The following is an 18,003-nucleotide window of genomic DNA, read 5'->3' on the forward strand; positions in this document are numbered from 1 at the left end:
AGCAGTGAGCGATATAGTTATCCGCATTATATGTGGATAACTATATGGACAAGCTCTGTAAATAATTGTATTTTAAAATAAAAATACAATAGATTGTTTTTTGTCCTTTCTTTGTTATTTTACGATTGCAATCGCAAAACCATCATGCCCTTTACTCCCTACAGTTTGTAGCGCAGTACATGATAATAAGCGTGTATGGTTTTGTAAGCGCGCAAACATTTCACGTATGCCTTCGATACTTGGCTTGTGATTGTCAGGATTAATGATATCACCCGCACGAATCACATTGTCTAGCACAATCACTGTACCAGAATGCGACAGATCTAGGCTCAGCTCAAGATATTCAGGATAGCTTTGTTTATCCGCATCAATAAAAATGAAATCGAAAGGCTCAAAGTCTACAGGTAGAGCTTTAAGCACATCTGCTGCACGGCCTACTTTCAACTCAATGGTTTGCGGTAATTTGGCGCGGTCAATATTCTCTTGTCCTAAAGCCGCATGTGTATCACGCCCTTCAATTGTAAGAATATAGCCATCTTCAGGGAGTGCGCGCGCTAACCACATGGTGCTATACGCTGCAAAGGTTCCAAGCTCCAGTACACGTTTACAGCCATTCATCTGAATCAGCATTTGTAACAGCATGCCTTGATTTGGCGCAACAGCGAGGTGGTCAGGAAAACCCTTTTGAGCAGTATTTTCAAGGGTTTGTAACAGGATTGGGTCTTCAGGAATTAAATGTGTATCGATAAAATTATCAATCTCAGACCACATTTCTTGCATAATCTTAGCGCCTAAATTTCGAATCAGAGCATTTTAAACTTTTCCAGACAGAGTGCAATTCTCTCTGAAGATTAATAACCAAAATAAAAAACAGAGGTACGAAGACCTCTGTGATTTAATAATGTTCTAGTAATTACACATGGATGAATAACGACTTAAGTCAGGTCCCCAAGTGCGATAGCCTTGAGTATCAATATGAATTTGACCTGAAGCATATAAGCCTAAGCCCATATTTAGGCTTTGACCGTGTTGTTCCCAGAATTGACACAGTTTGAACTTGGTATTTTCAATAAAAGCATAATCTTCAGGTTGTGGATATTCAGGTCCAATACGGAAGTCGATGGCTGAATTAAACAAGTGACGCGAAGAGCTTGCTCCACCTGCACATTGGTTAAGTGTTAAATCACGATACACCGACGTAACTTCAAAGTCGGTGAGGACTTTTGCTGCCACCAAATATTTGAACACTCTTAAGGTCGGCACTTGGTTTGCCCATAATTCACGGGTTGGAATCATGTATTGTGAGCGACCACATTTTTGCCAGTCTCTTGCGGTACGTAACAATTCGAAGCTCGGAATAATATTACCGACATTATTCTTTTCTAGGAAAACCTCATATTCACGAACACGGCGTAAGTTATCACTGGCTGCGACCCAGCTGTTGTAGGTATAGGGAATGATTTTGGGAGGTATTGGTCTTTCAATAATGACACGTTCTTGAGGAATGAAAATCCGTTTTCCATGAGGTGTGCCTTGCCCAGATTTATGAGGAGATGAACTACATCCGATCATAACCAAAGGGATCATACTCAATGTGAGCACACCCTTGAAAAAATGCTTCATGTATGAAAATCAAATGCTTAGAAATATAGGTGCTTATTTTAATCGAAAAGGGGGATGTAAATTAGGAAATTTTGCAATCAAATGTGTGCTTTTGGTATAAAAAAAGATCAGCAATTGCTGATCTTTTGTATGGCTTATTTTTCCAAGTATTGTAACTTGTCAGCTTTGCCATTCCATTCTTCGCGGTCTGCAGGCTGGTCACCAATTTGAGTGATGTTTGGCCATTTTTGTGCAAGTTCAGCATTTAGTTCGATAAATACTTCTTGACCCTCTGGAAGTTCATCTTCAGAGAAAATTGCATTTGCTGGGCATTCTGGTTCACATAGTGCACAGTCAATACATTCGTCTGGATTAATCACCAAGAAGTTAGGACCTTCGTAGAAACAGTCAACAGGGCAAACTTCTACGCAATCTTGATATTTACATTTAATACAGTTTTCAGTGACAACAAAGGTCATGGCGACAGCTACCTAAATAATATGGTTTTATTTACTCATGCAGTATTTTAGGCAAAAAAAGGGGCAACTAACAATTCCTTTTATTGATATTTGTTATTTAAATGCATGAAATACATTTAAGTAAATGATAATTAATAGCAATAATTCAATGTTTGAGTTCAGATCTGTATGATGGATTTTATTTTTATTTTATATAAAACAAGTGTTTAGGGTTTTATCTGGTTTGGTGTTTCTTTTGGGTGGTGGAAATTAAAACATATCAATAAATAAATTAAGTGTATGTTTATAGGACTATATTTTAATTTTTTTGTCTATAAATTAGTCCAAAGTATTTAAATGACGATGCTGTACTTAGGTATCACAAAGATATGGTCAGAGATTTAGATTTTTAGTTGCATGATTTGTGGCTTAAGCTGATGAAACCATAGATTGGTTCAGTTGAACCAATCTATGGTGAAGGGCTTAATTTTCTAGCTGTTCTTTTAACATATACAAATGTTGTAAAGCTTCGCGTGGCGTGAGGTTATCGACATCCAGCTCTTTTAAAATTTCCAGCGCAGGAGAGACTTTCTCTACTTCAACCACGCGTTCAATAATGTCGGGTTCAACAGGCGCAGCAGGGGCAAACAAATCACGCTGTACCGCGATATTTACATGTTGCTGCTGTTGACGTTCCAAAATCTTCAAGCGGTTTTGCGCTTCTTTAATAACATTGGCTGGAATACCTGCCAATTTTGCAACTTGTAAACCATGACTTTGGCTGGCAGGACCTTGTTGTACCTTATGCAGTAGAATTAAATTACCATTTAGCTCTTTGGCACTCACATGGTAATTGTAAATACCCGACTCTTTACTGAGTTCGGTAAGTTCAAAATAATGGGTTGCAAACAGGCACAAACATTTTACACGTTTGGTCAGGTCTAAAACGCAGGCCCAAGCCAGAGACAAACCATCATACGTACTGGTACCACGACCAACTTCATCCATCAGTACTAATGATTGATTGGTTGCATGATGCAGAATTTGCGAGGTTTCGGTCATTTCCACCATAAAGGTCGATTTGCCTGTCGATAAGTCATCGGCAGAACCAATACGCGTGAAAATACGATCAATTGGACCTAGTACAGCGGACTGTGCAGGGACAAAGCTACCACAGTAAGCGAGCAGGCTAATCAGGGCTGTTTGACGCATAAAGGTCGATTTACCGCCCATATTTGGACCCGTGATAATTGCCATACGATGTGCATAATCCAGATGGGTATCATTTGGGGTAAAGGCAGTTTTACTCAAAGCCTCCACCACAGGATGGCGGCCCGCGATAATTTTGATACCCGTTTCAGGGCTAAATTCAGGTCGAGTCCAGTTTCTTAAACGCGCTTGATGGGCAAAGTTGCTGAGTAAATCGATCTGTGCAATCGCAGCACTCATCATTTGTAAAGCTGCAATCTCTTGGCGTAGCTCATCCAAGAGCATTTCAAACAGCATTTTTTCGCGCGCTAATGCACGAGATTCACTCGAAAGTACTTTATCTTCAAAACTTTTTAGTTCTGGGGTGATATAGCGTTCCGCATTTTTTAAGGTTTGACGGCGGATGTAATGTGCAGGCGCCTGTTCTGCTTGAGCACGGGTAAGTTCAATATAATAACCACTGACACGGTTGTAGCCGATTTTTAAGGTTGAAATACCAGACTCTTCGCGTTCCTTAATTTCCAGATCAATCAGGAATTGTCCTGCATGATCACGGATTTTACGTAATTCATCTAGCTCACTGTCAAAACCTTCCGCAATGACATTACCATCACGCAACAGTACAGGTGGGTTTTCGACAATGGCTGCGAGTAAGCGTTGATGCAAACCATGAAAATCTCCCAGTTCATCATTTAATTGCTGAACCAATTGAGATTCTTGGTTGGCAACGATGGGATTGATTGCATGGCGCAAGAACGGGAGTTGAGCACTAGCATGGCGGAGTTGCACCAAGTCACGCGGACGAGCACTACCTAAAGCGACACGGCTTAAAACTCGCTCAATATCGCCAATTTCTTTGAGGACTAAGCGAATCGGAGACTCATGGTAGCCTTTAATAAAAGCATGAATGGCATCCAGACGCGCATCGAGTAAGGCGGTATCACGCAGTGGTTGCATCAGAGTACGACTGAGTAAGCGCCCGCCCATAGCAGTTTGACAGTCATTGATCAGTTGAAATAATGAGGTGCCATGTTCAAACAATGGCTCGACAATTTCGAGGTTACGACGTGTGACGGGATCAAGTGCAATAAAGTCACCGCTTTGTTCGAGTTGAATGCTACGAATGTGCGGCAAAGCGGTTTTTTGCGTCTCTTTGGCATAATGAATCAATGCGGCTGCCGCAGCTTTTGCCAACGGTAAATGATCGATGCCAAAACCTGAAAGAGTTGAAACACCGAGCTGATCACACAAGGTTTTTTGCGCATTATTTAAATTAAAATCTACATTTGGGCGCTTGGTCACTGGGCAGTCGAGCTGTTTTTTGACTTGCTCTAAAATATTCGGATCAACAATATCCTCATCGACCAGAATTTCACTTGGCATCAGACGTGCCAATTCAATGCTGAGTTGTTCCAGTTTGAAATCTTGCTGTTGTACTTTGAAAATACCAGCACTCAAATCCAGTAGGGCAATACCAATTTGGTTCTGTTGTAGGCACAGTGCTACCAAATTTGAAGATTGATGGCTATTCAGCAAAGCATCATCTGTGAGCGTACCCGGGGTGAGAATACGAACCACCTGACGATCTACAGGTCCTTTGCCTGTGACTTCGCCGACTTGTTCGCAAATTACAACGGTTTCGCCTTTTTTGACTAAACGCGCAAGGTAACCTTCTGCGGCATGAAAAGGTACGCCTGCCATCGGGATGGGGTTGCCATTGGTTTTGCCACGATGGGTGAGTGTAATACCCAGCAGTTTGGCTGCTTTATGAGCATCATCGAAAAATAATTCGTAGAAATCGCCCATACGATAAAACATTAAGGCATGAGGATGCTGCATTTTGACTTTTAAATACTGCTGCATCATAGGGGTGTGTGAATCAATATTGGCTATGATGTCTTGCAAGCTCATGTATATGAAATCCTTAAGTTTCAATAATTTGTAAAATAATTCTGATTATCCAACCAGATCCTACTTATTCTGAATTACCCGATCTAATCCAATAATAAGTATACCTTTTAGTATAACTTGTTTAAGGCATAATCATTTTAAAGGAGTGCGGGAGTAAACTTAATAACTCAGACACGGTATGGTAACAAATTCAATTGATTGTACAAAAGAGAAATAAAATGTTGGAAAACATAGAGGTTAAAAAAGTTACTTTATCTGCACGTTAAATCAAAAAAAATGAAAGCAGATGACAACGGCAAAACTGATGTAGGTGAATATTCATGCTTGAGGGTAAGCTGTGGTAAGACGGTTGTTCAGAGCTTTAAATACAGATATCGTAGCCCTATAGATAACTCTCTTAAAAACAATAACCCTTGGTCACTATACAGCGCTATCTTTGGCTGAGGCTAGAGTAGAACTGCAAAAATTAAAATTATTGCGTGTCTTAGGCATATGCCCAATTTCGCAGCGGAAAAATTCTAAAATTGAAAATAAGATACGGCAAGCGGATGTACCTGAAGTACTACCTGCCAAAAATGTTGTTGATTTATATTTAGAGAACGTAATTGAAGATAAACATATTGTTGATGAACAGAGTAAGAAAAAGAAAATTGTAAAGTGTAGCCGAGCAATCAAAGGACAAGTTGAAGCTAGACGTACTTTATATATAGATGTAGTCGGAAGTGTTGGTGAAAAAGCTGCTGTAGAGATTACCCGTTAAGATGTAGTGAGTTTGATTAAAGGTATTATTGATCGTGATGCCCAAGTTCAAGCTGGGAAAGTACTATTTGAACTGTATGTTTAATTTTCACGGCAATGCATAGATTACTTGGAAAAACTTTCAAAATTTGGAAGTGAGCTTGTATTTCCCTCCTATCGAACTGGAAAACCGATTGAACAAAAAAACAATTACTGAAGCCAAGTAGTTACTAAAAGAAAAGGCTAGGTCAAAAAGACAGTCATATAAAGATGAACAACTCTGGCCTGATGAAATGGAGAACTGTACGCACAGGATTGTCAAGATTAGGTTGTCCAAGTGATGTTGCAGAAGCAATTCTAGGGCATTCTAAAAAGGTAATTGAAGGAACTTATAATTTGCATGGATATGAATTCGGCGATGGTATCGTGGCCACTTTATTCATATTGTTCTGCCTAAATGCTTAACTGTTCAAAGTAGCTCATTGCGTTCTAGCGAGTTCAGCTTTTTATCTTTCCAAGGCTTAGCATTTTTCCTAGGTGGAATCACTGCATTTGCTAGCCAATCTGCAATGACCTGTCGGCACTGCTTGGTATCATAAGCTCCATCAGTATATACGGAGTCGATCTGCTCATCGTGTGGAATTTAATTAAGTAAATCACCAAATACCTGAAAATCACTCACATTGTTGGTCGTGTGCTGAACTGCTCGAATTTGAAGGGTTTTAGCATCTATACCAATATGTAATTTACGCAATTTTCGGCGATATTCAGGCTGATGTTTCTTTCGTTTCCATTCACCTTCACTTCAAAATTTTAAGCCAGTAGATCTAGTTCATTACTACATTTTTAATAGCCAATCGCAATATCGATATGCCTATGTCTTAGTCAAATACGAATATCACTGATATTCAGAGCCATACAATCTAGTCCACACAGTTTAATGAGACTTTGAACAAAGCCAGTGACAATTCGCAAAGATAATTGAAATTAAGACTTGATCATCAAACAACACTGAATAGCTACATCAAAATAGGCTGGATTTTAACCATGTTTGCCTTTAGATTGAGCATACCATTGGGTTGTAGAATCAAACAAAATGGCAATATTTCCACGATTAATGAGAGCTCTGTTTTATGAAGACTAATTGAAATTACGATAAACTTTAGGCATAGGCTTATTCATTGGAAAATTATATTTCTGAACAAGCCCTTAACGATAGGTTTGTGCAACAAAGCCCATTCCATTCGCCCATCAAGCTGCGGGTGCTAGTGCATTTTTACCCTTTGGCTATATGGGGATTTGGGCGGCTGTACCCTTAGCAATCTGGTTTTTTCTAGCCGTAGAAGGGGTGCCTTTGGCAGCAGAAGAAGCCAAGGATCCAGTAAAGTCCTTGCCTCGAGGCTTAATTGGTTCCATGCTGATTTTGGCTGCCTTTACCTTGCTGATTCTATTCTTAAGTGCAGGTGCAATGGGTGCAGATCAAATTAAAGATTCAGGTGCACCGTTGGTGGATGCACTGGTGGCGGTATATGGTCAAAATGCTTGGGTGGCAGGTTTTGTCAATTTTGTCGGTTTGGCAGGCTTGGTTGCCAGTTTCTTCTCGATTATTTATGCCTATTCACGCCAAGTGTTTGCCTTGTCTCGGGCGGGTTATCTGCCTTCAGCCTTATCACTGACCAATAAAAATCATGCACCGACATGGGCAATTGTGATTCCTGGGGTGATTGGTTTTATTCTGTCTTTGACAGGTGAAGGGGATTTACTGATTTTAATGGCAGTGTTTGGCGCGACCATTTCCTATGTGTTGATGATGTTGTCACATATTAAATTACGCATTTCACGTCCTGAATTACCACGTCCTTATAAAACCCCTGGTGGAATGATTACTTCGAGTATTGCGCTGGTGTTGGCGTGTATTGCAGTTGTGGCAGGCTTAATGGTCGATCCAAAAGTTTGGTTCATGGCAGCACTGATTTATGCCGTATTTATTGTTTATTATCTAGTCTATAGCCGTCATCATTTGATTGCAGGAACACCTGAGCAAGAGTTTGCATCAATTCAGCAACAGGATTAATGCGGCATCCTTTTATCTAAAGGCAAAAAAGAGAGCAAGGATTTGCTCTCTTTATTTTTTAAAGTTTATTTACAACTGAAATTTTCAGCCAGTTCACTATCGCCCTGACCGTTATAGCGGGCAATCAGTGGGTATGGACAAAGCGGGCGCGTACGGGTTGCCGACCAGTCTGTCGGCAGTTCAGTATTTTGACCACCTAGGTTGCCTTCACCGCGTGCGGCAGCAATAATTTGGTCAGGGGCTTGACCATACTCCACCCAATTCACCAACGCCGTTAGGGCATCAAACTGGTCGGTGGCAATCCCTCCGCGAGAGTGATTCATACCCGGCACACGGAAGAAACGGGCAAAACTCGGAGCATTGCCTGAAGCATTATTTTGATATTTTTGCAGCAATTTATCGTACCAGTTCTGAGTATCATCAACTGAAAAGACGCCATCTGCTGTGCCTTGAACCACAATCATTTTACCGCCATGTTGCTGCAGTTTGTCCAGATTCAATTCATCAGGTGGAATCATGAACGACATGGCACTTTCGGTATAAGTCTCATTGGTGGCAGACAATTTTGCATAGTCCGTGTCGAAATTAAAATTAAAGGCAAATTGGCGGGAATTCAGCATCATGTCTGGATTAGGTGGCACCTGAAAAATAATCCCGACCGCGACAGGGTCTCGTGCTGTGCCGACGGAAGATTCAAACTTCCAGCTGGCCCAATTACTGCCGATCAGCCCCGGATCAAAGGGTTGCGTGGCATATAAGGCTTCGCCTGTTGAATTGACTGGACCACGATAGATATTGGCAAGCACATCAATTTGGTCTGAAGATAAACAACTGCCATCGCGTGTGTTGGCACAGACAGGGACGTCACGCTGAATATCAAAGGCTGTACGACAGGCTTCAACGTCTTGGACTAAGCCATCTGCCACACCATCCAGCCCATCACATTGATCGAGAATGGCTTGAGCCAGCACTTTTCGTTCAGACAATGTCAGGGCTGTACTTAAATCATTTTCATCGGTCGCCACTCGGCGTAATTGTTGTGCGGTATATAGTTGTGCTGCCGCCGCACGAGGCAAGTGAAAACCGGGGGTGCTGGCAAGAATGCCATCGTACTGATCTCCCAAACGTGTGGCTGCCATCATGGCATGCCGTCCACCATTTGAGGTTCCACCCGCATAAGAACGGTCGGGCAATTTGCCATAGGCCGCTTGAATCAGATTTTTCGCCATTGGTGTGAGTTTGGTGATGGCACCATACCCATAGTCAATGCGGGCTTGAGGATCTAAACCAAACAATGGGTTTTGGGTAGCATTGTGTCCCGCATCGGAGGAAATCACCGCAAAACCATTATGCAGTGCATTGGTCAGTGGTCCACCACTGCCGACCTGACCCGTTGCGGTTGCAATATTGCCATCGGTACCGCCATTGCCTTGATAGAGGAAACGACCATTCCAGTCGATCGGGAGTCGCATTTCAAAACCAATTTGATAGGTTTGTCCATCCACAGGACTAACCCGTTGATGCATATAACCCGTAATCAGACAGTGTGCCGCAATGTCCTGCCCTGCCACTTTAAGCGTACCTGCGGCTTGTAAGCTTGCAGAGGTAATTGTGGTTTGCTCATATTGGAAACCGGTTAAATCTGTGCAGGCACCTTTTAAATTAGTACCCACGGCAGGTGTGAGTTGCGGAACACTGACCGTGGTTTGGCTTGTGGCAGTGTTGTCATTTTCCCCATCGCCACAGGCAGCAAGGGTGGTACATAACATCAGATAGCTGAGCTGTTTCAGCCATTTTTTTTGTTTTAAGGTTGTTTGCATTATTGAAGTTCCATATCAATCAATGTTGGAGGTTAAGGATGGAGCACCATGAAATTTGCGGTACTGCGCGCGATCATTTTGTGGTTTTGCCATGCTTCACTCTCTAGGCAAAGTATGGCTTTGCCTTGTTTGGTAAAACGGCATTTGGTGAGTACCGTGCCGACTTGGCAGGGGCGCAGGAAATCCATGGTCAGGTTAATGGTGGTTGCAGGAGTTTCATGATTGGCAAGATACGCAAACAGTCCCATCACATCATCCAGCATGGCGCAGACCATGCCGCCTTCAACGCTGCCGCGGGGATTGGTAAAGCTGTCTAGTGCCACATAACTGATTTCCAGTTCAGTCTGGTCGGCATTCCATTGAATATTGTGTCCGCCCAACAGAAGATGGATGGGAGGCAGGTTGACTAAAGTGCTGAGGGTCATAAAGAAAGATCCATTTTTCAAACAATGATTAAAAGATGGGTGCGGCAAAGTGGCTTATTGCAGCGTATAAGCATCGTAAATCACGGCTTTGCCTAGACGCATGGCACTTCCAACGGCAACGGTTTGATTAAGCCACGCATATTTCGGTGCGCTGGTTTCAAATTGCATGGTGATTTTGAAATAGTATGTGTTCGGGTCGACATCTTTGCCTTGCGCCAGTTGCTTTAAAACCTCGCTGGAACCATGTCGATAGCCCTTGGTTTGTAAATAAATTAATGCACCATCGTCAGTTTCGAGCAGGTAACGGGTGTCAATAATCGCAAGTCCCTGACTATCCACAATTTGCCAGTCGGCACCATTATTTAAAATACGGCCCTTAAGCTGCTTGCCTTGGAAAGTGCCTCCTGTAATCGGAATAATTCGGCGTTTTCCACCATCGCTGGTGGTGCCCAGTTCCCAAACAGGTGCATTCAAATCCACACTAAATTGCGCCAGCGGTTCCAGATGCGGTGCTGGTGGATGGTATTGCGTTTCAGCATAACTCTGGCTGAATAGGCTCAAGCCAAAGCAAAGTCCGAGTATTTTTTTCATTAGAATGTTCTCGCAATAAAAAGAGGTTCTGACAGCAGCAGAACCTCGCTAGGCATTATTTAAATTTCCAGGTGTAGTCGATATTGATGCGGGTTTCGTTGGATGGTTTGATGTTGGCGGTCGAGAGCATATTGTTGTCATACATCGCGTAGCGGGCGCGCAAGCCGAGATTTTTTAAAGGTCCATTTTGTACGGTATAACCAATGTCAAAATCGGTTTCATGTTCTTTTAAATTGGTTTCCCCTAAATTCGGTGCATAAATATTATCGCCTGTGGTGTAACGGGTCATGAAACGTAAACCCGGCACATAATTTTTAAAATCATATTCATAGCGGAAGCTGTAAACATGCTCTTTGGGATTTAAAAATTCCGCTGGCCAAGTATCAATCAGTAGCCCTGTTTCACCACCGGTTAAATAGGGAAATGCGGTATCACCGTTATGATGGAAAGTCGCCAAAATAAATTTGTGGTTCTGATGCTTCAGTTCAAAATAGCCATGAATCAGGTCGTTATCCACCAAACCTGCTTTGGCTTGCCCATCTTCACGGCTGCGGTAGTAGCGTAGTTGTGAGCTGAAGTTGTTGCTGTCATTAAATTTGTGATTATAGGTCATCCCAAACATGGACTGGTTATACAGGTCCTCTACATCCATATAAAAACTGGTCAGCTTGGTGCTAGGAATAAGCTGGTAATTACCGCCGAGATAATACAGTTGATCGGTATCGGCACTTTTAAAGCGACCATTGACGCCTGAAATGCGCATATTTTCCCAATTGGTCGAATCGCGTTGATTGACCTGATCGATATACGCCGATTGGAAATCCAGATTTGGAATATCTTTCGACTCTAAGGAAATACCCCGATAGGTTTGCGGTAACAGGCGCGCGGGCGATGCGACCAAAACCGGATTCATGGGGCGCAGCGTACCGACTTTTAACTCGGTTTTACTGATTTTAGATTTGCCTGTGACTCCGATTTGTCCATAACTGTCCGCCGGTTCGTTGGTGACAGGATCACGCGGTAAGTTGCCTGTGCCGGCATAATCGGCACTGGCATCCAGTTTAAAGCCTGCGGTGGCTAAAATGTCCAGACCAAAACCGATCGTTCCTTCGTTATAGCCTGAATTGGCTCTGAAAATCAGACCTTGTGTCCAATCTTTCATGGCGGGATATTTGGAGACTTCCTGATAGTCACGATCAAAATAAAAATTTCGCGTGGTTAAGTCGACCGTACTGTTATCAATAAAGCTGCCCGCAAATACTGAACTGGAAAGCATAAGGGTAGAGTACATCCATAATTTAGACTGCATTGCATTTCTTCCTGAAATATCATTGTTGTTTTACATGCAGACCTCACACCGAGGTCTGTTCTTCATTTCTTGCTAAAAGAATTATTTTCCGAGCATTTCCCGCGCCACGATTTCTTTCATAATTTCATTGGTGCCACCGTAAATTTTCTGCACGCGAGCATCGACAAAGAAACGAGAAATTGGATATTCCTGCATGTAGCCATAGCCGCCAAACAGTTGCAGTAACTGATCAATTACTTCACATTGGGTATCGGTGATGAAGCATTTCAATGCGGCAACATGGCTGACGGTGAGTTCATCTCGGCTATATTGCTCGGCACATTGCTCGACAAAGGCTTGTGCCGCTTTGGCTTTAATTTGGGTATTGGCAAGTACAAAGCGCGTGTTCTGCATTTGGCTTAACGGTTGTCCAAAGGCTTTGCGTTCCTGCACATAATCTTTGGTTAGTTCGATAGCACCCAAAATAGAACCCAGTGCCATCATGGAAATACTTAAACGCTCACGTGGCAGTTCCTGCATCAGGTAGGCAAACCCTTTGCCTTCTTCCCCGAGTCGCTGCGCTTTCGGGACTTTGACCTGATCAAAAAATAATTCGGCAGTGTCTTGAGCATGTAAGCCAATCTTTTTCAGTGATCGGCCTTTTTCAACACCGTCTAAGGTAGCATCGACCAGTAACAGGGAAATACCTTTGGCGCGTGCTTCGGGATCGGTTTTGGTGACCAGTACAATCAGGTCGGCATGAATGCCGTTAGAAATAAAGGTTTTGGAACCATCCACCAGATAATGGTCATCGTTCAAAATGGCTTGCGTGCGAATGGCTTGTAAGTCAGAACCTGCGTTGGCTTCGGTCATGGCAATGGCCGTCACCACTTCGCCAGAGACCATTTTCGGCAACCAATGTTTTTTCTGTTCTTCACTGCCGATGTTTTGAATATACGGGGAAACCAGTTCATTCTGTCCGCCAATGGCAACCGCTAAAGAGGTAAAACCGGCTTGTGCGGTTTCTTGTACCAGCATCAGGGAATAGTGTACTGGGGCACCATAGCCGCCATATTCCTCTGGTACATCCACACATAAAAAGCCGTTTTCACCCAGCTGATTCCATAGTTTTCTAGGGATCAGACCATCTTCTTCCCATTGCTCATAATGTGGCGCGACAAATTCTTTCAGGAAGCGGCGATAGTTATCGCGAAACAGTTCAAATTCAGTATCTTGCTGCATACTTAACCTTTTTTTTGGCAAAAGTAGGGGTAAAGCCCAAAATAAATTGAGCTTTTTTACTGTGATTTCAGTGGTTTAGTTGTTTAAGGTCGGAATCCGAATAATCAGAGAATTCTCAGTTTGCTTTTGATATAACTCGGCAATTTTCTCTGCGCGTCGCTTCAGAATATTGCTTTGATTGAGATTACCTTTATCGGTCACTTCACCTGCATCCAGTTGCGGTGGTTCAGTTTGCAGATACAGCATCGAAACACGATTGGAACTTCCTGTCGCATCCTTGTTGTAGTGCATCAAGAATTGACGGAACCATTGCTGAACTTTCGGATGTTTCAAGATTTCTGCAGCACTGTGTTCGGATAAAGCAAGTCCTGCATAATCGGCACAGGCATCCAGTTTTGGAAATATCAGGAAGCCAATCGCATTCAGGTTGGAACCAGTAATACACACATCCTGAATCAGTAAATTGCCTTGAATCAGCACTTTATTGCGTAAAGTCCCGACATTGACGAAGGTGCCTGTATTGAGTTTAAAGTCCTCGGCTATGCGTCCGTCGTACATTAGTCCTTGAGCGGGATCCTGATCATCCACCAAACGCACGGCATCGCCCGTGTGGAAAAAGCCTTCTTCATCAAACACAGAGCTTTGTTGATCTGCATTTAAACGCCAGTAGCCTTTCATGACGTGTTTGCCACGGACACAGAATTCCAGTTTGTCGCCATATGGCACCAGCTTGATTTCACAACCCGGTGCAGGGTAGCCAATGAAGCCTGCCATGACGCGAGGACCTGTGGTAAACGCACATGAGGGTGCTGTTTCGGTCATGCCGAGTCCGCTCATAATACGAATTTTTTCACCACAATGCTGCTGGGCAATCCGGTCTAAACGGTTCCAGCCCGCTTCAGACAAGGCGGCTCCTGCAAAAAACAGCACTTTGACTTTTGCAAAGAAACGATCACGCAGTTCGGCATCTTTTTCGAGGGCGTCGGTCAGTTCTTCCCAACCTTTCGGGACATTCAAATATACCGTTGGTGAAATTTCTTTTAAGTTGCGAATGGTTTCATCAAACTTGCCTGCGACAGGTTTGCCATCATCAATGTAAATGGTGCCACCGTTATATAGGGCAATCCCGACATTGTGGCTGCCACCAAAGGTATGATGCCAAGATAACCAATCCAGCAATACTGGCGGTGTTTCCTCAAACTCAGGGAAGGTTTGAAGCAACATCTGTTGATTTACGGTCAACATTAAATGGGTGGTTGGCACCGCTTTCGGCAGTTTGGTTGAACCCGAAGTAAATAAAAACTTGGCAATCTGGTGTTCATCTAAACCTTGATAATGCTCCTGCACATTGCTCACAGGCGTATCTAAAAGTTCTTGAAAGGCAGTACAACTATGATCCCCGATAATGCCTTTATTGGTCACAATTTCAATGTGAGCAGGGGCGCAGGCTTCAACGGCTTTGGCAAAAGCACGACCATCATTGGCATAGACCATGCCCGGCGTGAGTACATCAAAAACATGCTTTAACTTGCCGAAATCTTGCGAAACCAGAGAGTAGGCGGGGGAAATGGCAGAGAAAGGAACCCCTGCCAACATTGCGCCCATCGACAAGGTTAAATGTTCCAGATCATTGCCCGATAAAATCACTAAAGGGTGTTGTTCACTGAGATTGCGATTATGCAAGGCTTGGGCAATATGCCAAGCCCGTTGCAGCACTTCAGCATAATTGAGCTTTACCCATTCACCTTGCGTATTCCGTTTTGCTGCAAAAATATGCTCAGGTTTGGTTTGTGCAAAATGAATTAGGCGGTCAGTCAATTTTTGCGGATAGCTGTGAAGTTGTTCTTTCGGATGCAGATACAAAACCTGATCTTTGTAGACGTAATCAATATCATGACGCCCAAGTTTTACCAGTCGTTCGCGATCTTGTGATTGAGTGGCATTCATTTGCATTGTTTTTCACTCCATGGAAAGCGCATCACAGCGCTTTTATATTTTTTGCATCATGCAATTTATATTTTATTTCTACGCCAGTCCAAGCCTTAAATTGGATAATGGCGAGGCTGGGTCTGAATGGTAATCCAACGTAATTCGGTAAATTCTGCAATCGAAGCTTTGCTACCAAAGCGACCATAACCACTGGCTTTGGTGCCGCCAAATGGCATTTGCGCCTCATCATGCACCGTGGCACCGTTAATATGGCAAATACCCGAATCAATCTGTTTGGCAACATCCAGCGCTTGCGCAATATTTTGACTAAATACAGCGGCAGATAAGCCATATTCACTGTCATTGGCAAGAGCAACGCCTTCTTCAAGACTGCCAAAACGTTGCACCGTACACACAGGACCAAAAGATTCTTCGCGATATAATGCCATGTCAGGTTGAATATTCAGCACCAAAGTCGGCTGCATGGTGGTTGCTTCAATGTGAATTCCCAAAGGTAAGTCGGCACCTTTGCTTTGCGCATCTTCCAGTAAATGTTGAATACGCTGTGCAGCATGGGCGCTTTCCAAAACGCCAAGCGCATATTGTTGTGTACTTGGATTACCCGCACGAATCGTACTCGTTTTTTCAATCAGTTTCTGAATGAATTGATCGGCAATACCCTCCTGCACCAACACACGTTCGGTCGACATACAGATTTGACCTTGGTTAAAGAAGGCACCGAAGGCAACGGCATTCACCGCTTCATCCACATCGGCTTCATTCAGCACCACCACAGGGGCTTTACCACCAAGTTCCAACAGCACAGGTTTTAAATACTTTGCTGCGGTTTCGGCAATAATTTTTCCGACTTTGGTGGAACCAGTAAAATTAATGCGTTTTACGGCAGGATGTGAAATTAAACGTTCGACAACTTGTGGGGCATCTTCCGCGGCATGGGTAATTACATTGACCACGCCATCGCCCAAGCCTGCTTCATGCAGCACTTGCCCAATTAAGCGCTGCGTTGCAGGGCAGGCTTCAGAGGCTTTCAGCACCACGGTATTCCCGCAAGCCAGCGGCATGGCTAAAGCACGTGTCGGCAAAATAATCGGGGCATTCCATGGAGCAATACCAACCACGACCCCGCAAGGGACGCGAATGCCCATCGCCATATTGCCAGGCACATCGGAAGGAATCAGGCTACCATCCATTTGGGTGGTCATGGCTGCTGCTTCACGCAACATATTGGCCGCCAGATGGACATTGAACCCATACCAAGTTGCAGTCGAACCAGTTTCACGCATGCCAATTTGAATAAATTGCTCAGTTTTCTGATCCATCAAGTCCGCGGCTTTGAGCAGACGTAAGCGGCGTTCAGTCGGAGATAGCTTCGACCAAACTTGAAATGCCTGAGCCGCAGATTCAATGGCACGATCGACATCTGCTAGCGTAGCTGCAGCAGCAATGCTGGCAGCTTGACCATCAATTGGGCTGATCCGTTCAAAAGTAGCCTGATTGGATGCCGCAACAGCTTGACCATGGATCAGTAACGGTGTCAGTTCCAGTTTTTTAATCGCGCTGGTGGCACTGCCAAATGTAGATTCATTGCTCTGATCTACAGATTTATCATGTCTAAGTGACTGTACATTGTGCATGGGTTGTATCCTTACATAACCATTTTAAAAAGAGAAAGTTAACCAGTACGCTTGTAGCTTTGTAAACCAGGTTTAATTGATTTCTCATCTAAAAATTGTTTTAGACCTTCTTGGCGCCCACCTTCAGTATCACGATGGATACATTGATCTAGCTTGGCATATAAATAGTCTTCATTTTGATCCCAAGTCAGTTCGCGGCAACGTTTGAACCCATTTTTCGCAGTACGTAGCACCACAGGGTTTTTCTCAAGCAGGATGTTTGCCAGTTCAGTCACTTCAGCTTTCAATTCTGCTAAAGGTACACTTTTGTTGACCAAGCCCATGTTTTCGGCTTCCTTACCACCAAAAGTTTTACCGGTCATGATGTAATACAGCGACGTGCGATGACCAACGGTATCTGCCATGGCTTTGCTGACCAAGTTGCCCGGCGGAATGCCCCAGTTAATTTCCGATAAGCCAAAGGTTGCTTCATCTGCGGCAATCGCAAGATCACATGCCACTAAAGGTGAGAAGCCGCCACCAAAACACCAGCCGTTGACCATGGCAATGGTGGGTTTGGAATACATGCGTAGCAATTGCCACTGCCAACGGCATGAATCACGACGAATACGTTCTTGGAAAATTTCAGGTTGAGTATCCACTTCACGGAAATACTCTTTTAAATCCATGCCCGCAGTCCATGAATCGCCAGCACCTGTCAGCACCACTACGCGCGCATCTTGATCCAGTTCGATGGTTTCCAGTACATCAATCATTTCACGATTCAATGTCGGGCTCATGGCATTTTTCTTTTCTGGGCGGTTGAATGTTACCCATGCAATTCCATTTTCAACTTTAACATCAACAGTTTCCCAGCGTTTTTCATATGTCATGTGCTTACTCCTTGAATGACAGTTTGTTTGTTCTGTATTCAACATAATATCAGTTAAACTTACATTCAAGTGTTTTTTGAAAAATTTCTAATAAATTTTATAAAGCAATGAAAAATATATAAATTAAATATTTTTTAAAATTATATTAAAAATTACTACTGATTTTTTAATCAGTCTAACTGATATTTT

At 43.3% G+C, this 18,003-nt stretch carries 13 protein-coding genes and 2 pseudogenes; 2 read left to right on the plus strand and 13 right to left on the minus strand.

What is annotated here, in order from left to right; translation table 11 throughout:
- Positions 1–114: 114 nt before the first annotated feature.
- The 4 genes from GWK51_RS00425 to mutS form a co-directional block, all read right to left on the minus strand.
- A complete protein-coding gene (locus GWK51_RS00425) occupies positions 115–780 on the minus strand; it encodes an O-methyltransferase (RefSeq protein WP_161932257.1) in 666 nt (221 codons plus the stop codon).
- Between the two features lie 126 nt (positions 781–906).
- Positions 907–1,623 carry a D-Ala-D-Ala carboxypeptidase family metallohydrolase gene (locus GWK51_RS00430; protein WP_100242966.1) on the minus strand — a complete coding sequence of 239 codons (717 nt, stop codon included), beginning with the start codon at positions 1,621–1,623 and terminating at the stop codon, positions 907–909.
- A gap of 134 nt (positions 1,624–1,757) precedes the next feature.
- Complete coding sequence (gene fdxA, locus GWK51_RS00435; RefSeq protein ID WP_004938070.1) at positions 1,758–2,081, minus strand: ferredoxin FdxA; 324 nt, start codon at positions 2,079–2,081, stop codon at positions 1,758–1,760.
- Between the two features lie 462 nt (positions 2,082–2,543).
- Positions 2,544–5,180, minus strand: a complete 2,637-nt coding sequence (gene mutS, locus GWK51_RS00440; RefSeq protein ID WP_161932258.1) for a DNA mismatch repair protein MutS — start codon at positions 5,178–5,180, stop codon at positions 2,544–2,546.
- Between the two features lie 436 nt (positions 5,181–5,616).
- Here mutS and GWK51_RS16535 point away from each other — a divergent pair, with 436 nt between their 5' ends.
- The gene (locus GWK51_RS16535) at positions 5,617–5,940 is read left to right on the plus strand and encodes a hypothetical protein (protein WP_235941026.1); all 324 of its coding nucleotides are present in this window, start codon (positions 5,617–5,619) and stop codon (positions 5,938–5,940) included.
- Between the two features lie 345 nt (positions 5,941–6,285).
- Here the strand turns inward: GWK51_RS16535 and GWK51_RS00450 are convergent.
- Positions 6,286–7,100, minus strand: a pseudogene (locus GWK51_RS00450) (IS5 family transposase).
- 76 nt (positions 7,101–7,176) lie between these two features.
- Between GWK51_RS00450 and GWK51_RS00455 the strand changes: the two are divergent.
- Positions 7,177–7,992, plus strand: a pseudogene (locus tag GWK51_RS00455) (amino acid permease); the annotation flags it as partial.
- Between the two features lie 65 nt (positions 7,993–8,057).
- Here the strand turns inward: GWK51_RS00455 and GWK51_RS00460 are convergent.
- From GWK51_RS00460 to GWK51_RS00495, 8 genes are all read right to left on the minus strand, one after another.
- Positions 8,058–9,812 carry a tannase/feruloyl esterase family alpha/beta hydrolase gene (locus tag GWK51_RS00460; RefSeq protein ID WP_161932259.1) on the minus strand — a complete coding sequence of 585 codons (1,755 nt, stop codon included), beginning with the start codon at positions 9,810–9,812 and terminating at the stop codon, positions 8,058–8,060.
- Positions 9,813–9,844: 32 nt separating this feature from the next.
- The gene (locus GWK51_RS00465) at positions 9,845–10,237 is read right to left on the minus strand and encodes a PaaI family thioesterase (protein ID WP_161932260.1); all 393 of its coding nucleotides are present in this window, start codon (positions 10,235–10,237) and stop codon (positions 9,845–9,847) included.
- A gap of 54 nt (positions 10,238–10,291) precedes the next feature.
- Positions 10,292–10,828 (minus strand): DUF3237 domain-containing protein, encoded by a 537-nt coding sequence (locus GWK51_RS00470; protein ID WP_161932261.1) that lies wholly within the window; start codon positions 10,826–10,828, stop codon positions 10,292–10,294.
- Positions 10,829–10,883: 55 nt separating this feature from the next.
- Entirely contained in the window at positions 10,884–12,137 is a 1,254-nt protein-coding gene (locus GWK51_RS00475) for an OprD family porin (protein WP_216071651.1), read from the minus strand.
- An 81-nt stretch (positions 12,138–12,218) separates the two neighbouring features.
- A complete protein-coding gene (locus GWK51_RS00480; RefSeq protein WP_161932262.1) occupies positions 12,219–13,358 on the minus strand; it encodes an acyl-CoA dehydrogenase family protein in 1,140 nt (379 codons plus the stop codon).
- A gap of 75 nt (positions 13,359–13,433) precedes the next feature.
- The gene (locus GWK51_RS00485) at positions 13,434–15,311 is read right to left on the minus strand and encodes a feruloyl-CoA synthase (protein WP_161932263.1); all 1,878 of its coding nucleotides are present in this window, start codon (positions 15,309–15,311) and stop codon (positions 13,434–13,436) included.
- A gap of 89 nt (positions 15,312–15,400) precedes the next feature.
- Positions 15,401–16,942 carry an aldehyde dehydrogenase gene (locus GWK51_RS00490; protein ID WP_407925950.1) on the minus strand — a complete coding sequence of 514 codons (1,542 nt, stop codon included), beginning with the start codon at positions 16,940–16,942 and terminating at the stop codon, positions 15,401–15,403.
- Between the two features lie 38 nt (positions 16,943–16,980).
- Positions 16,981–17,814 carry a p-hydroxycinnamoyl CoA hydratase/lyase gene (locus GWK51_RS00495; protein WP_142767939.1) on the minus strand — a complete coding sequence of 278 codons (834 nt, stop codon included), beginning with the start codon at positions 17,812–17,814 and terminating at the stop codon, positions 16,981–16,983.
- Positions 17,815–18,003: the final 189 nt, after the last annotated feature.

Source organism: Acinetobacter kanungonis (genome assembly GCF_009939195.1).
Taxonomy (GTDB): domain Bacteria; phylum Pseudomonadota; class Gammaproteobacteria; order Pseudomonadales; family Moraxellaceae; genus Acinetobacter; species Acinetobacter kanungonis.

Coding starts and splice junctions, on each gene's coding strand:
- GWK51_RS00430 (WP_100242966.1), bottom strand. CDS start 1,623: ATGAAGCATTTTTTCAAGGGTGTGCTCACATTGAGTATGATCCCTTTG.
- GWK51_RS00475 (WP_216071651.1), bottom strand. CDS start 12,137: ATGCAGTCTAAATTATGGATGTACTCTACCCTTATGCTTTCCAGTTCA.
- GWK51_RS00480 (WP_161932262.1), bottom strand. CDS start 13,358: ATGCAGCAAGATACTGAATTTGAACTGTTTCGCGATAACTATCGCCGC.
- fdxA (WP_004938070.1), bottom strand. CDS start 2,081: ATGACCTTTGTTGTCACTGAAAACTGTATTAAATGTAAATATCAAGAT.
- GWK51_RS00465 (WP_161932260.1), bottom strand. CDS start 10,237: ATGACCCTCAGCACTTTAGTCAACCTGCCTCCCATCCATCTTCTGTTG.
- GWK51_RS00490 (WP_407925950.1), bottom strand. CDS start 16,942: ATGCACAATGTACAGTCACTTAGACATGATAAATCTGTAGATCAGAGC.
- mutS (WP_161932258.1), bottom strand. CDS start 5,180: ATGAGCTTGCAAGACATCATAGCCAATATTGATTCACACACCCCTATG.
- GWK51_RS00460 (WP_161932259.1), bottom strand. CDS start 9,812: ATGCAAACAACCTTAAAACAAAAAAAATGGCTGAAACAGCTCAGCTAT.
- GWK51_RS00495 (WP_142767939.1), bottom strand. CDS start 17,814: ATGACATATGAAAAACGCTGGGAAACTGTTGATGTTAAAGTTGAAAAT.
- GWK51_RS00470 (WP_161932261.1), bottom strand. CDS start 10,828: ATGAAAAAAATACTCGGACTTTGCTTTGGCTTGAGCCTATTCAGCCAG.
- GWK51_RS00485 (WP_161932263.1), bottom strand. CDS start 15,311: ATGCAAATGAATGCCACTCAATCACAAGATCGCGAACGACTGGTAAAA.
- GWK51_RS00425 (WP_161932257.1), bottom strand. CDS start 780: ATGCAAGAAATGTGGTCTGAGATTGATAATTTTATCGATACACATTTA.